The sequence below is a fragment of the Agrobacterium sp. CFBP2214 genome, assembly GCF_030209895.1.
In the GTDB taxonomy this organism is placed as follows: Bacteria; Pseudomonadota; Alphaproteobacteria; order Rhizobiales; family Rhizobiaceae; genus Agrobacterium; species Agrobacterium radiobacter.
On sequence record NZ_JARVRC010000005.1, the window covers coordinates 167,820 to 183,194 of the forward strand.

General features: G+C 60.5%; 12 protein-coding genes. 8 read left to right on the top strand and 4 right to left on the bottom strand.

Annotated elements, in window-relative coordinates:
• Positions 1–27: 27 nt before the first annotated feature.
• Genes fhuB through QRN60_RS15355 form a run of 3 tightly spaced genes read right to left on the bottom strand, consistent with a single transcriptional unit; the run spans position 28 to position 5,085 of the window.
• The gene (gene fhuB, locus QRN60_RS15345; protein ID WP_112294076.1) at positions 28–1,995 is read right to left on the bottom strand and encodes a Fe(3+)-hydroxamate ABC transporter permease FhuB; all 1,968 of its coding nucleotides are present in this window, start codon (positions 1,993–1,995) and stop codon (positions 28–30) included.
• Positions 1,992–2,894, bottom strand: coding sequence for an iron-siderophore ABC transporter substrate-binding protein (locus tag QRN60_RS15350; RefSeq protein WP_020809213.1), 903 nt, complete (start codon positions 2,892–2,894; stop codon positions 1,992–1,994). Before QRN60_RS15350 ends, fhuB begins: the two co-directional genes overlap by 4 nt.
• A 28-nt stretch (positions 2,895–2,922) precedes the next feature.
• The gene (locus tag QRN60_RS15355) at positions 2,923–5,085 is read right to left on the bottom strand and encodes a TonB-dependent siderophore receptor (protein ID WP_162694844.1); all 2,163 of its coding nucleotides are present in this window, start codon (positions 5,083–5,085) and stop codon (positions 2,923–2,925) included.
• Positions 5,086–5,241: 156 nt separating this feature from the next.
• On the opposite strand from QRN60_RS15355, the gene QRN60_RS15360 reads away from it, so the two are divergent.
• From QRN60_RS15360 to QRN60_RS15380, 5 genes are all read left to right on the top strand, one after another.
• Positions 5,242–6,156 (top strand): LysR family transcriptional regulator, encoded by a 915-nt coding sequence (locus tag QRN60_RS15360; protein WP_004431656.1) that lies wholly within the window; start codon positions 5,242–5,244, stop codon positions 6,154–6,156.
• 226 nt (positions 6,157–6,382) lie between these two features.
• Positions 6,383–6,646: a spike base protein, RCAP_Rcc01079 family gene (locus QRN60_RS15365; protein ID WP_003508451.1), complete on the top strand. Its 264-nt coding sequence runs from the start codon at positions 6,383–6,385 to the stop codon at positions 6,644–6,646.
• A gap of 196 nt (positions 6,647–6,842) precedes the next feature.
• Entirely contained in the window at positions 6,843–8,510 is a 1,668-nt protein-coding gene (locus tag QRN60_RS15370; protein WP_112295869.1) for a phosphoethanolamine transferase, read from the top strand.
• A gap of 65 nt (positions 8,511–8,575) precedes the next feature.
• Positions 8,576–9,229, top strand: coding sequence for a response regulator (locus QRN60_RS15375; protein ID WP_020809211.1), 654 nt, complete (start codon positions 8,576–8,578; stop codon positions 9,227–9,229).
• A gap of 19 nt (positions 9,230–9,248) precedes the next feature.
• A complete protein-coding gene (locus tag QRN60_RS15380) occupies positions 9,249–10,586 on the top strand; it encodes a sensor histidine kinase (RefSeq protein ID WP_112295870.1) in 1,338 nt (445 codons plus the stop codon).
• Positions 10,587–10,653: 67 nt separating this feature from the next.
• Here QRN60_RS15380 and QRN60_RS15385 read toward each other — a convergent pair whose 3' ends face one another.
• On the bottom strand, positions 10,654–11,958 hold the full coding sequence (locus tag QRN60_RS15385; RefSeq protein WP_065695327.1) for an MFS transporter: 1,305 nt from the start codon (positions 11,956–11,958) through the stop codon (positions 10,654–10,656).
• 293 nt (positions 11,959–12,251) lie between these two features.
• Between QRN60_RS15385 and QRN60_RS15390 the strand changes: the two genes are divergently transcribed.
• From QRN60_RS15390 to QRN60_RS15400, 3 genes are all read left to right on the top strand, one after another.
• Entirely contained in the window at positions 12,252–13,361 is a 1,110-nt protein-coding gene (locus QRN60_RS15390; protein WP_112295871.1) for an RHE_PE00001 family protein, read from the top strand.
• 250 nt (positions 13,362–13,611) lie between these two features.
• Positions 13,612–13,842, top strand: coding sequence for a helix-turn-helix domain-containing protein (locus QRN60_RS15395; protein WP_020809209.1), 231 nt, complete (start codon positions 13,612–13,614; stop codon positions 13,840–13,842).
• 232 nt (positions 13,843–14,074) lie between these two features.
• Positions 14,075–15,319, top strand: a complete 1,245-nt coding sequence (locus QRN60_RS15400) for an adenylate/guanylate cyclase domain-containing protein (RefSeq protein WP_003508438.1) — start codon at positions 14,075–14,077, stop codon at positions 15,317–15,319.
• Positions 15,320–15,375: the final 56 nt, after the last annotated feature.

Below are 15,375 nucleotides of genomic sequence, written 5' to 3' on the forward strand. Positions count from 1 at the left end.
TCTCATCTCCGTAAATGTTCAAATAAATCATTGGCGCCTGCCTGAAAGCCAGATCAGATAGGGCGCGCCGGCCAGAGCCGCAAAAAGCCCGAGCGGCAGTTCATAGGGAAAGGTCACCGTTCGCGCCCCGAGATCGGAAAGCGCCATCAGCACCGCGCCGAACAGGAAAGAAGCCAACAGATGATCGCGCGGCGTGGTGAAGCCGGCGCGAAGCGCAATGTGCGGCGCCATCAGCCCGACGAAACTCAAGGGACCGACGAGCAGCGAGGCGGCCCCCGTGGCGATACCCGCCACCGCGATGACGGCGATACGCGCCAGGCCGAGCGGCAGCCCGAGCGAGAGCGGCACATCCCGGCCAAGCGGCAGGATCGTCAACCAGCGCGTCACCGACAGGGCAGTCGCCAGAAGCACGATGGAAAGAATGGCGAGAAAGATTGCCGAAGCCGGTGTCGCGGTCGAACCAGAGCCGCTGAGCCAGGCGAGAATCTGCCATGCCCGCTGGTCACCAATCGCAAGCAGCGCCGAAAGCACCGCCGAGCAGAGCGAACTGATAGCAATGCCGGCGAGCAGGATTTTTTCTGGCGCCAGATGCCGGCGCACGGAAAAGAACAGGACGAGGATCATGACGCCCGCCGAGCCGATGCCGGCGCCGCAAAACAGCTCGAACAGACCGGCCGCCGGAAAAATCGTGATGGCGGCGGCAAAACCGAGGCCTGCGCCGCCGCTGACGCCGATGACCTCCGGGCTTGCCATCGGATTGCCGGTGAGCCGCTGCAAAAGAGCACCCGCCATGGCGAGAAGACCGCCGGCGGCGATGGCCGCCATCAGCCGGGGCCAGCGGAAGGGCAGAAGGCTTTGCAGGTCACCCGCCCCCAGCATTGTCCAGCCCTGAGGCCCCCTGCCGATGGCGAGTGCTGCAAAGATCAGCGCGGCCATGACGATGAGCATCGGCAGCAGGGCCGTAAACCCGCGTCTTGTCGCGAGATCGACGCCTTCGCCGCGATGCACGTCGGTCGGCCGGATTTTCGGCAGCAGCCAGAGAAGCAGCGGGCCGCCGATCAGGGCCGTCACCGCGCCGGTCGGGAAAACTTCCGCCGTCTTGTTTGCCAGAAGTTGCACGATACCGTCGCAGAACCAGAGCAGCAGGCCGCCCAGAAGCGGGGAAACGAAGAGCACCGAAGAGGAGCGCCGCACGCCAAGCGCCCGGGTGAGCGCGGGTGCCGCAAGGCCGATGAAGCTGACGAGGCCAACCGCCGAAGCGACGAAGGCGGCCAGCATGACGGCGACGGCGGCGACGGCGAGCCTGATCGAAAACAGCGATACGCCGAGCGATCGCGCGCCGGAATCGCCGAGACCGAGAACCGTCAGCGGCCTAACCAGCAGGCCCGTCAGGACAAGCCCCACGAGAAGCTGAAAGGTGAGAGACAGGGCGTTCGACCAATCCTGCTGACTGAGCGAGCCGCCATTCCAGACCACGAGCGACATCAGATATTCGCCCTGCGCGAGCGTCAGCGCCGCGGAAACGGATGCGGCGGTAATGCCGACCAGGAGCCCTGCCACCACCATGGTTACCGGTTCGAAGGAGCGTCGCCAGCCAAGCAGGAAGACAATACCGGCGGCAGCGGCAGCGCCGGCAAGCGCCACCAGTGCGCGGTTGCCATCCAGCACCGAGGGAAAGAACAGCGTGGCGATGACGATGGCCAGTTGCGCGCCAGCCGAGATGCCGAGCGTCGAGGGATCAGCGATCGGGTTGCGCAGCAATTGCTGAAAAAGCGCGCCCGAGAGACCCAGCATCGCGCCCGCCAGAATGGCGACCGCCACACGCGGCATCAGGCTGAAAGCGAGGATGACCTGATCCATCGACATGGCGGCGGCATCAAAAGGCAGGCCGGGCCACGCACCGAAAGGCAGCCGCAGCAACCCGGCATGCAGGGAAAGACCGCAGGCCAGAATGAACAAAAGCCCGAAGAAAAGCGGGAGAGGCCGCACCATCACAGGGCTTCTCCCCGTGCCGAGAGCGCTTCGGTCAGAAGCCTCGCGAAACGCATGCCGGCGGTGATGCCGCCATAGGGGCCGACATTGGCAAGCGTCACCACCCGATTTTCGCGCACGGCAGGCAGCGCGCGCCAGATGGCGCTGTTGCGCAGAGTTTCCCGCGCCTCCACCGGAATATCGGAGACGATGACGATGCGCGCATCGGATGAGGCGGCGAGGTTTTCAAGCGGCACCGGGGCCGCGAAGGTGAATTGCGACCGATCCACCCAGGCATTGGTCAGCCCCAGACGGCCAAGAACATCCCCGAACATGCTATCCGCACCAAAGGCACGAAAATGCCGGGCGTCGCCTATGTTGATGACATAGGTCGGCCGTGCGGAAAAACCGGCAAGACGGGTCCGCATGGCTTGCAGTGCCGCTTCCGTTTCACCCAGAACCTTGCGCGCCTCTTCGGCCCGCCCGAGCTTTTCACCAAGCGCGGTGACCGCCGCCAGCGCCTTTTCGAAAGGCGGCTCGCCCTTCACGTAAAAGGGCAGCGAAAAGACGGGGGCGATCGCTTCCAGCCTGCCGGTATAACGTGTGTAGAAAGGCGAAATCAGAATGAGCTCTGGCCGGGTGAGCTGCAGAAGCTCGAAATTCGGAGCGCCGCGCAGGCCGAGATCGGCGACAGTTTCAGGGATATCAGGCTCGACCGCGCCGGCCCGGAACTGGATGAGTTCCGTCGCCGCCACCGGCATGACGCCGAGCGCCACAGATGTTTCCAGCATGGCCCAGTCGATGGCGGCGATGCGCGGCGTCACTGCTGCCCGCGCCTTGCCCGCAAGAGCCGAGGCGGCGAGCAGGCTTAAAAATTCCCGCCGCCCCCAGAGGGGGGAAATCCATCGATCCTTACGCGTCATGCCCCTGCTGCTTCACTTTGATATGGCGTTACCAACGGTAGGTCAGCTTGCCCATAACGGTCCTGCCGTCACCGTAATAGCATCCGAAAGTGGAGCAACTAGAAATATATTCTTTATCAGTCAAGTTTTGCACCAGAAGCGAAGCGCGGTAGCCGTTCTTCTCGTAATGCACGCCGAGATCGAGCAGGGCGAGGCCCTTCATCTCGAAGGCATTGGCGGCATCGCCATAACGTTTTCCGACATAACGGACACCGCCGCCGATACCGAAGCCCTCAAGCGCCGTATCTTCCGGGAAGGTATAATCCAGCCAGAGGCTGGCGGCGTGCCGGGGCGTGCTATCCAGTTCCTTGCCGTTGTTCACACGGCCGGAGACCTCGCTGTCCATGTAGGTATAGGCCGCCCGCAGGTCGAGCCCGTCTGCAAGGCTTGCGACGCCTTCCAGTTCGAGGCCCCTCACATGCGCCTCGTCCATCTGCTGCGTTACCCCGCCCACCGTCGTCGTGACGTTCTTTTGTTTCAGATCGTAGATCGCCGCCGAGAAGAAACCGTCAAAACCCTCGGGCTGGTATTTGACGCCGGCTTCCCATTGTTCGCCTGTGGTCGGCTTGGGCGCATCGCCGACAGCCGGCTGCGGCACCGGCTCGAAGGAGGTGGCATAACTGACATAGGGCGCGATGCCGCCATCGAAGAGGTAACTGACGCCGACACGGCCCGTCAGCTTGTGATCGTCCTTGTCGAGCGCGCGGTAGGTCGTTCCGTTGAACGTCGTGCCGCCGGTGCTTGCCCAATCCTGCCGCAGACCGGCGGTGACCCGCCAGTTCTCAAAGGCCATCTCGTCCTGCGCATAAAGACCGATCTGGGAAATATCCGTCTTCACATCGGCATAAAGCGTGCGCGAGGTGAGACTGATCGGCCCGCCATAAACAGGATTGACGGGATTGAGCGGCGTCGCGGCCCAGAATTCGGTTTTGACGTTATTGTCGAAATAGCGGTAATCCAGCCCGACAAGCAGGGTGTGGTCGACTGGTCCCGTGGAGAACTCCGCCTGCAGGCTGTTGTCGATGTTGAAGGTGTTCAGCAATTCATCCTGGAACGTCGCATTGCGGCGGATGAGATTGCCGATCATGCCGCCGCTGGTCGAAGACATGCCGAGCGCCCGGTAGGACCAGTCGAAATTGGAATAACGCGCATTCTGCCGGAAGGTGAAGGTCTCGTCGAAACGGTGCTCGAACTCATAGCCGATATTGGTGAACTTGCGGCTTGAGGTATCGAAAGAGGGATCGCCGACATAAAAGCTGCGATCCAGCATGTTGCCTGGTCTCAGATAGGTCAGCGCCGGCGGCAGACCAGACGGTGAACTCGGATTGTCGTGCTGATAGGAGGCGAGAACCGTCAGTTTCGTATCCTCGTCGGGCTGCCATGTCAGCGCCGGGGCGATGAAATAACGGTCATTCTGCAGATTGTCCGTCTGAAGATGGGCGTTGCGGGCAAGGCCGGTGAGGCGATAGGCAAAACTGTCGCTATCCGCGACCGGCCCACCAATATCGAACATCGACTGGTAATAATCGAAGCTGCCGATCTGCGCTCCGACTTCGCCGAAACGCTCGAAAGTCGGCCGCTTGCTGATGAGATTGATGAGACCGCCGGGATTACCCTGACCGTAAAGCACCGAGGCCGGCCCGCGAATGACTTCCACCCGCTCCAGACCGTAGACCTCATAAGACGGCGCACCGGCCGTGCGCATCAGCCGCAGACTGTTGAGGAACTGCAGCTGGTTACCCTGAAAGCCGCGAATGCGCGGCGCATCGAAACGTGGATCCGCCCCAAACGGCTGCGCGACGACGCCAGGCACATAATTCAGCGCCTCGCTGAGATTACGGATATTCTGCGCATCCATCTGATCCCTGGTGATGACGGAAACCGATTGCGGCGTCTCGATGAGGGATCGCCCCGTCTTGGTGGCGCTGGCGCTGGTTTTTGCCACATAGCCCTTCACCGGCGCCTTGGGGTCCTGATTTTTCGCGCCGTCCACGGTGATGGTCTGCAGCACCGTCGTTCCGGCTTCCTGCGCAAGGGCAACGCCGGAGGTCACGAACGCCACATAGGCGATGGCAGCGCAACCGCCCGCCAGAATGGAAATGTGTTTAGATTTTCCCTGCACGCCAAGACCCTTCATCAACCGCGCCGCCATGAGACGGTTATTTTTCTGGAGAATTTAAGTCATCTTATTACGCAAGGAGCGGATTGTGATCCAATAAGTGAAACTGGATTTTTTCAGAACTACTGATTATGAAAATTCTCACGGATAATAGCTTGGAATTATTCAAATCCGTCAGGAAAGGCCGTGATGATGGGCAGGAAACCGGCAAACCGGGCGGACGCGTTCGAGCTGCGGCACCTGCGCTATTTCACCACGCTGGTGGATGAGCGAAATTTCGAGCGCGCCGCCGCCCGCCTCGGCATTGCCCAGCCGGGTTTGAGCCAGCAGATCATGGCGCTCGAGCAGATCGTCGGCATGCCGTTGCTTGACCGGACAAGGCGATCGGTGAAGCTCACCACGCCCGGCCAGCTTCTTTATGAGGACGCCCGCAAAATTCTCGCCAATGCCGAGGCGACACTTGCGGCGCTCAAACGCGTCGATCGCGGCGAGACGGGCCGCATCTCAATCGGTTATGTCGCTTCGGCCGCCTATTCCGGCCTGATGATCCAGTCCATCGCCAGTTTCCGCGCCTCCCATCCCGACGTGGAATTGCAGCTCATCGAGATGGAAATGCGGCTGCAGCTCGCCAAGATCGCCGACGGCAACCTGGATTTCGCCTTCATCCGCCCGCCTGCGCCCGTTCCGGAAGGCGTCACAACCCATGTGGTTCTGCGCGAACCGCTGGTGGCCGCACTTCCTGAAAACCATCCCCTGGCCTTTGCGCTGCAGGTCGACCTCAAGAACCTTGCCGACGAGACCTTCATCACGCCGCGGCAGCCGCCGGATGTCGGCTTTCATTACAATACGATAGAAGCCTGCAATGAGGCCGGGTTCCAGCCGACGATCAGCCCGGAAGGCCGGGATTACACCACCATTACCAGCATGGTGGCGATCGGCCTCGGTGTGGCGCTGGTGCCGCGCTCGCTCGATTGTCTGCGGTTGCCGGGCGTGCGCTACGTGCCGCTTGCAGCGAGCGCCACGACTTCGGACCTCGCCATCGCCCACCGGAAAACGGAAGCCTCTCCCGCCGTCAGGGCCTTCATTCTCCATACCCGCAATTGACGCGACAGTACCCGTGGACGAAAAAACCCGTCATCGTCCGTTTACGCAGCATCGGCGGCAACAGGCCGGGCGATGCAACTACATGAGATTGCGGAAAGAATGGCGCTCTTTTCGGCAAACCGGAAGCAAGGCCTAAATCCCGTACGGACATTTTCTGTTCCCGCTTTTCCCCGCGGCCGCGGCGTACCGCATAATCGCGGCAGATTTCGATTTACGGGAGACAGCAATGGCTGAGACTTACGAACACCACGCCGCAGGCCTCGAATCCCCGGCATCCCATGCTTTCGAGGTTGTTCCTGATGATACGAACCCGCTTCCTTCCCCCACGCGGGCCATCTATGTGGGCAATGGTGGTCATCTCTGCCTGACCCTGCTTTCCGGCGCGACGGTGACCTTCCAGAACCTGCCCGCAGGCAGCCTGCTGCCGGTCAGGGCCACCCGCATATTTGCAACCCGCACCACCGCCACAGGCATTCTGGGGCTCAATTGAGCGCTCCATCGCCAGCCGATCATCGATCTGAAACGCGGCCCCCGCCAGACATCCACCAAGGAGTGTGACACTTTCATGACAAGCTTTCAGGTTGATGTCAGCAAAATGAAGCATCCGCCATTGATCGGCCCATGCGGCAGCTTGGACAGCGGCGTTCCCGCCCCTTTTTCGTTGCCGCCGGCCTATCGGAAATCTGGTGGATCTGGCAGTGGCTCTTTTTACCGCGAAAGCGACGGGAACAATAACGTATCGTCCGGAGATCGGCAGCGTGCCGCTCAGCCTGCTGACGGCGGCCTATCTGCTGTTTTTCACGAACCGGACATTCTGGTCGAAGGTTCACACCTATCTTTCCGCCTATCCGGTTGCCATCGTCGCGCTTTATGTCGCCATGGCCGCCCTTCTCAGCGCGCTGATCATCATTTTTTCCGCCAAATATACCATCAAGCCGTTTTTGATCGTCCTGGTCTTCGCCGCGGCGGCCGCTTCCTGGTTCATGGATCGTTACGGCATCGTCATCGACAGCGACATGATCCGCAACGCCATGGAGACGACACAGGCGGAGGCAGGCAATCTCATCACGCCCGGCTTTCTCTGGCATATGGCGATTTACGGACTGGTGCCGTCCCTCGTCATCATCGCCGTCCGCATCAGACACCGGCAGATCCTCGACAAGCTTTTGTGGAACACGATCAGCATCCTGATCTGTCTTTCCATCGCCGGCATCATCAGCTTCGCCAATTCCAAGACCTTCACCACGGCCGTGCGCCAGCACAAGGATATCGTCAAAAGCGTCAATCCCCTGTCGCCGATCATGTCGGCCATTCATTATTTCACGCTGGCCGGCAAGGAAGTCGATATTCAGGTCAGCCCGGTCGGCAGGGATGCGAAAATTCTGCCTTCATTGGGCGGCGTCCGCAAACCCCGCATCACCGTCATCGTGGCGGGTGAGACGGCGCGGGCCGCGAACTTTTCCCTGAACGGTTATGGGCGCGATACCAATCCCGAACTCGCAAAACGCGGCGTGATCTATTTTCCGAACACGACCAGTTGCGGCACTGCGACGGCAATTTCCATTCCCTGCATGTTCTCGAAGTTCCCGCGTTCGCAATATAGTCACAACAAGGCGCTCGCCAATGAAAACGTCATGGATGTTCTCGTCCATGCCGGGGTCAGCGCGACATGGCTGGATAACAATACCGGCAGCAAGAACGTGGCCGACCGCATCCCTTATTTCGATCTGCCCTCGACCAATGACAGCCGCTTCTGCACTGGCGGGGAATGCCGCGACGACATCTTCTTCGACAAGCTCGACGCCTGGCTCAACAACGTCACCAAGGACAGCGTCATCGTGCTGCACCAGATGGGCAGCCATGGGCCGACCTATTATCTGCGCTACACCGACGAGTTCCGCAAATTCACCCCGGATTGCCGCACGGCCGAGCTTGGCAACTGCTCCGATGCGGAGATTGTCAACTCCTACGACAACACGCTTCTTTATACCGACCACTTCCTTTCGACCGTGATCGACAAGCTGAAGGCCCGTTCCGACAGGCTGGCGACGGGCATGATCTATGCGTCCGACCACGGCGAATCGCTTGGCGAAAACGGCGTCTACCTGCATGGTGCGCCCTATCTGCTTGCGCCCGACCAGCAGACCCATGTGCCGTTTCTCGTCTGGTTCGATGACGATTTCGCCAGATCCATGGGGCTGGATAAAGCCTGCCTGGCAAAAAGCGCGGCAGAGGGCGGGCGCTCGCACGACAATTATTTCCACAGCATCCTTGGAATGATGAACGTCTCCACTTCGGTCTACGATCCCTCGCTCGATGTATTCGGCGGCTGCACCAAGCGCCAGAACAGCTGAAACACCGTGCTTGACGCTTATCCGGAGAAAGAGATACGCAGGACGAAGCGATAGAGGGAGCTGTCTTGCGGGTTCTGCTTGTTGAAGACGATCATGTGCTGGGGGAAGCGCTGCGAGACCATGTCGCCGCGGCGGGTCACGCTGTCGACTGGTTCAAGACGCTGGGTGACGCCATGGCGGCGACGCTGACCATGGGTTATGGCCTGATCCTGCTCGACATGCGCCTGCCGGATGGCGAAGGCATCACCCTTCTGCAAACCCTGCGCAGGCGCGACGACGCGACACCTGTCATCATTCTGACGGCCCATGATCAGGTCTCCGACCGGATTGCCGGGCTGAATGCCGGGGCCGACGACTATCTGGTCAAGCCCTTCGATCTCAACGAGCTTTCAGCGCGCATGCTGGCGGTCTCGCGCCGTTACGAAGGGCGCTCGGCCCCCGTCATCCGCCTGCCCGGCATCGAGATCAACCAGGTGGCGCGCAATATCACCGTTGACGGAACGGCGCAGACGCTGAGCGCCCGGGAATGGGCCGTGCTCGAAAAACTCGTCGAACATCCCGGCGCGGTCGTCTCGAAAGCGCAATTGCACGACACGCTTTACGAATTCGGCGCGGAAATAGAAAGCAACACGGTCGAGGTCTATATCAGCCGGCTGCGCAAGAAAATCGGCCATGACCGCGTCGAGACCGTGCGCGGCGTCGGCTACACCATCAGGTAAGAACGGCAGGCAGGCAGATATGGCCAGACCGACCAGCATGACCCGCAAACTCGTCACAGCGCTGACGAGCGTTGTCGCCATATCCTGGCTTCTCGCCTGCGGATTGGGCGTCATGGTGATGCAGGACGAATTCGCCGAGATTTTCGACGCCGGTGTTAAGGAAACCGCCGAAAGGCTGCTGCCCCTGCTGGTGGACGACCTCAGGGAAAACAATACCGCGCCTGCCGCGCAAAAGCTCAACCAGACGTCGGAACGGGCGGAGTATCTGACCTATCAGGTTCGCGACCGGGAAGGACAGGTGGTGCTGCATTCGCATGACAGTTCGACGGAGCCTTTCGAGGTCTCGCTCGAACCCGGTTTTTCCGAAACCGCGACCCAGCGCATCTTTACGGTTGCGACACCGGACGGCAATTATTTCCTGCAGGTCGCCGATGCCTTCGCCAATCGCCGCGAGGCGATCGAAGAGGCGGGCACCGCGCTGCTGCTTCCCGTTCTCATCCTCATTCCCGCCAGCATTTTCGCCGTCATCGTCGTGGTGCGCAGGACATTGCGACCGATACAGACCCTGCGCGACGACATCGGCAAGAAGGATGGAGGCAATCTCGCACCGCTGCCAACACAGCCCTTTCCGGCCGAACTTCATCCCATCGCCCGTTCGGTCAATCTGCTGCTCGGGCGGTTGCGATCGGCAATCGAGGCGGAACGGGAATTCACCGCCAACAGCGCCCATGAATTGCGCACGCCGATTGCCGGTGCCTTGGCGCAGGCGCAGCGGCTCCATGCCGACATCCCGCCGGAACTGGCGCCGCGCGTGGAAAATATCGAAAAATCCCTGCAGCATCTCGGCCATCTCGCCGAAAAACTGCTTCAGATGTCGCGGGCGGAAGCAAGGATCGGGGTTACCGACAAGGCGAACGATCTCATTCCCGTTCTCGAACTCGTCATCGACGATATGATGAGAACGGCAATCGGCTCATCCCGCATCCGCTTCACCAATCGCTGTGAAGGCGGCCTATCCTGCAAGATAGGCGCGGATGCCTTCGGCATCATCATCCGCAACCTCCTCGAAAACGCGCTGATCCACAGCCCGCCGGAAAGCCCCGTGCAGGTCGTCGCCGAAACAGACGGCACGATCCGCGTCGTGAATTCCGGCCCGGCAATCGACGGGGCGCTCCTACCCAAGCTGACGACGCGTTTTACCCGAGGCCAGACCTCGGCTGATGGCACCGGGCTCGGCCTTGCCATCGTCAAAAGCCTGGTGGAGCAGACCGGCGGAGAGCTGGTGCTTTCCTCTCCGGCGCCGGGCCGGCAGGACGGTTTTGAGGCCCGCATCGTTCTTCCGGTCGAAGCCGCCTGAATGCGCTGAAAACAAAAACCCCGCCGGGAAGGCGGAGCTTTTATCGGTTCGGATAGAGCGGAGGGGCTCAATCCTCGTGGATATGGCTGTGATCGCGCGTATCGCGCATCTTCACATAAACCACCAGCGACAACGCGATCATGATCGTCACATACCAGAAGAACCAGTTTTCGTGGCCGATCTGCTTGAACTTCAGGGCCACGAATTCCGCCGTTCCGCCGAATATGGTGTTTGCCAGCGCATAGGGCAGAGCCACGCCAAGCGCGCGGATATGGGCGGGGAACATTTCCGCCTTCACCACCGCATTGATGGAAGTGTAGCCGGTAACGATCAACAGACCGACCAGCACGAGGGCGAAAGCCATGATCGGATCGGTCGTCGTCGAAAGCGTGCTGAAGATTGCGTAGGTGAACAGCGTGCCAAGAATGCCGAAGCCCACCATCAGCGGCTTGCGGCCGATCTTGTCCGAAAGCGCGCCGGCAATCGGCTGGCACAGCATGAAGACGAAGAGCGCAGCCGTGGTAATTTCGGTGGCGCTTTCCTTGCTGAAACCTGACGTGTTGACGAGGAACTTCTGCAGATAGGTCGTATAGGCATAAAAGGCGAGCGTGCCGCCTGATGTCAGCGCCATCACCATCAGCGCTTCCCTCGGATAGTGCTTGAACAGCGCCCATCCGCTGGATTTCGGCTTGTCGGCGGCTCCGCTCTTGGCGTTTTCGAAGGACTGCGTCTCGGCAAGGCCACGGCGGATATAGAACACCGCGATCGCCAGGATGCCGCCGATGAAGAAGGGAATGCGCCAGCCCCAGGAGCCAAGCTGCTCCGGTGTCAAGGCCCGCTGCAGCACCAAAAGCACCGCCAGCGCCAGAAGCTGACCGGAAATCAGTGTCACATACTGGAAACTGGAGAAGAAACCGCGGCGGTTCTTTCCGGCCATTTCGCTGAGATAGGTCGCGCTCGCGCCATATTCGCCACCAACGCTGATACCCTGCAGAAGGCGGGCGAAAACCAGAATGGCCGGTGCGGCAATGCCGATCGTCTCATGGCCGGGCGTGATTGCGATCAGCAGCGAGCCGAGACACATCAGCGTGACTGACAGTGTCAGGCCGGCCTTGCGGCCCTTGCGGTCGGCATAGGTGCCCATGAACCAGGCCCCGATGGGCCGCATCAGAAATCCGACAGCAAAAACGGCGGCCGCACTCAGGAGTTCGGCGGTCTGGTTTCCGGAAGGGAAAAACACCGGCGCGAAATAAAGGGTGAAGGCCGAATAGACGTACCAGTCGTACCATTCGACGAGGTTGCCCGCCGATCCGCCGATAATGGATTTCAAACGGGTTTTCTGGTCCGGTGCCGTGGCAGGACCATTTGCCATAATATTCACGGGTAAACTCCAATTCATCTTCGTCTGGAGATGGAAGGGCGAACGGAAGGTGTGATAATTTGTCGCTCTCGGTGGGGGTATATACCCGTCATATTGCAGTGCGCAAGTTTATACCGCATCGCAATATTGCCGAGGAAACAGTCAGGGCTTCCAAGACCCTCGTGGCTCCCGACCTTTAACCACCGGTCTTCTCGTCGGGATTTTGGGTAGACACCGAGAAAGTAAAAAGCGCCGCGACTGTGATCCGCCTTGTAAGCCGCCCGCGCTCAAACTAAAAAATATCAATGATTTACGATATATCGGACATCCAGATCGAAAAGCTCCTCATTGCCGCCGCCCGTGCCGGCGAGGCGCTGGCGCGGCTGGACGAGCGGATCGCCCGGTCACCGATGAAACACGGCTTCATCGAAAGGCAGGATTTCACCGACGCCATTTCCTCTATGTGGGTGGACGGCGAACTCGTCCATATGGAAGATCTGGTGCTGCATGACGCGCATATGGATGTGCGCGCACCGACCCATGAAATGACGGCGGCACACCGGATTCTCCGTTCAAGGCGGCTGATCTTTTCCAATGCCGCCGGCTGGGCCTTTACCGCACCGGGTCTTTCGAGGCTCCGCGGCAGGGCCGCGCTTGCCGAAGAGGCAGCGCCCCCCGGACAAACGCTCGATCACTCCCTTGATGAAGAAGCCGACGTGGAGGGGGAAACATCGCTGGATGGCGCTTTTTCCGAGCTGGACGCGCTTCTGGCGCGCAGCGCCGCAACGCTCGATGCGATTACCACCGGCAACGCGCTTCCGACGATGCACCGGGAGGAAAGCCATGCGATCATCAACGAACCCGACTGGGACGAGGATGAAAGACTGAAAGAATGGTGGGAGGTGCATGCACGCACAGAGGAATTACCCGCAATTCTTCGCACCGCCATCCTGCTCGACGCCTGGAACATGATCGAGGTGCTGCAACGCAGCCCCTGGCTCGGCCGGCTTCTGGCCTCCGCTTTTCTGCGCGACGGCGCCGTCACGCCCGATCACCTGCCGGCGCTGAGCGCCGGTCTTCGCGCGATCCCACGCGAGCGCCGGCACGCGAGACACCAGACGCAGCGCCTTATCGCCCTTCTCGACAGCTTCTACGAAGCGGCACAGGCCGGCATGAAGGAACATGACCGGCTGACCCACGCGCGCGAGCGCATGATGCGCAAGCTGGCCGGCCGGCGTTCCTCCTCGCGTTTGCCTGAACTCGTGGAGCTTGTCGTCTCCCGGCCGGTGGTCTCGGCGGCGATGATCGTCAAGGAACTCGGCACCACGCCGCAGGGCGCGATCGGCCTCGCCAACCAGCTGGAATTACGGGAAGTGACGGGTCGTGGCCGGTTTCGCGCCTGGGGCATGCTGTAGCGAAAGCCGCCCTAACCCCCGCGGAAACCCCGAAAAACGGCATTTTTTCGGCCTTTTCCCGGCAAGACGCGCCGCAGGAATGCAGCGATCACGAATCTTAACAAAATTTAACTATTGCGTAGGTGGATGAAGCCGCTATGTTCCTCGCTGCGTTGCAACACCGATTTCTTCTCCGGCAACGCGGTCGCATTCGGCCCGGCAACTTTTCTTTGCCGCCCGCATTTAAGTGTCCACCATCAGGGAGATGCAAATGACAATTTCAGTCTCACAACCCGATTCCGATCACGAAACCGATGCTCCTTTCGCCAAAAAAGTCCTCACCGCTCGCAATCTCGCCGGATATACGGTCGAACAGCTTGCCGTGACCTGCGGCCTGACCACCAGCGAAATACGCGCCCTGGAAGACGGCACGGACAGCGATCCGCTGCGCATCAGGCGCGTTGCCGCCGCACTGCATATTCCCGTCGAAACCGTTATCTGATCCTTCTAGCGATCACCAAAAATCTCAGCGCCGCCGGGGGACAATGTTCCCGGGAACATCCGGGCGGCGCGCGTGGCCTGATGCCGCCAATCCCTTCCGGAACATTTTCCACGCCCCTCTCTTAACATTTTCGTTATCCGGCACCACATGGGGTTCACGAGCGACCATGTTCGGCCGAGTTCGACATGTGCCCTGCCCGTGCGAGAGCAGCAACAACCTCCGGAATCCTGCCATGACACTAAGTCTCGACACCGAAGAACGCGTTTCTTCAGCACTGGATGAATTGTGGCCAGCGGAAAAGACGGAAATTCTCGACTGGCTCATCACCGGCACCAAGGACGAACGCTTTATCGACGAGATATTCGTCGAGCTCTGCAGCAGGCTGCGGGCGAGCGGAATTTCCGTGGCGCGGGGCGTGCTCGCTTTCCGCATTCGCCATCCGCAATGGCTTGGCGCGCGCATCCTGTGGAAAGCCGGCCTGTCCTCCGCCGAGATCGCCACCTATGGCTATGGGTCTGAAAATACGCCCGAATATCTCAACAGCCCCATCAACGACATTCATCAGGGCGCCACCGAAGTTCGCCACCGGCTGAACGGAGAGGAGATCGATGAACCCGGCTATACGATCTACGAAGATCTGCGGGCCGAAGGGCTGACGGATTATTGCGCCTGGCCGATCGAACACACCTTTGGCAAGCGCCATGTCGCCACATTCTCCAGTGACCGGCCCGGCGGTTTTTCCGACAGTGAAATCCTCGCCTTGAAAAACCTGCTACCGGCGCTCGCGCTGGTCAGCGAAATACGCCTGAAAAACCGCATGACGCGCACCCTGCTGGAGACCTATGTAGGGCCGCATGCGGGTGAAAAGATCCTCAATGGCGCAACGACGCGCGGCAGCGGCATGACGGTGGGCGCGGCGATCCTGATCTGCGACCTGCGCAACTTCACCCATATTTCCGACCTCTGGCCGCGCGACGATGTCATCGAGCTTCTGAACGGTTATTTCGACGCCATGTGCGATCCCATCGAGGAATTCGGCGGCGAAATTCTGAAATTCATGGGCGACGGATTGCTGGCGATTTTCCCGCTCAGCGATCCCAAGGCCTGCGAAAACCTGTTGAAAGCCATCGCCAGCGCGCAGAAGAGCCTCGTTGCGCTCAATGAAATCAATCGCCGGAAGGGCCACGATTCCCTGGGTTACGGCATCGGCGTGCATGTCGGTGATGTCATGTACGGCAATATCGGTTCGAAAACCCGCCTCGATTTCACCGTCATCGGCCCCGCCGTCAACATCGCCTCGCGGCTGGAAACACTGACCAAGGAGACCGGGCGCAACGTGCTTTTCTCCGAAGAATTCGTCCGCATGGCAGGACATCAGGAAAAGCTCGAAAATCTCGGCCCATGGCTGCTGCGCGGACTGGAAACCCCGGTCGAGGTTTACGCGCTTCCGCCAGAGACGAACATAATCTCCGACTGAACGGGTCGCCTTCACCCACCTTGCTCCACCCCGCACGGCTCCTTCTGACGGAGGTG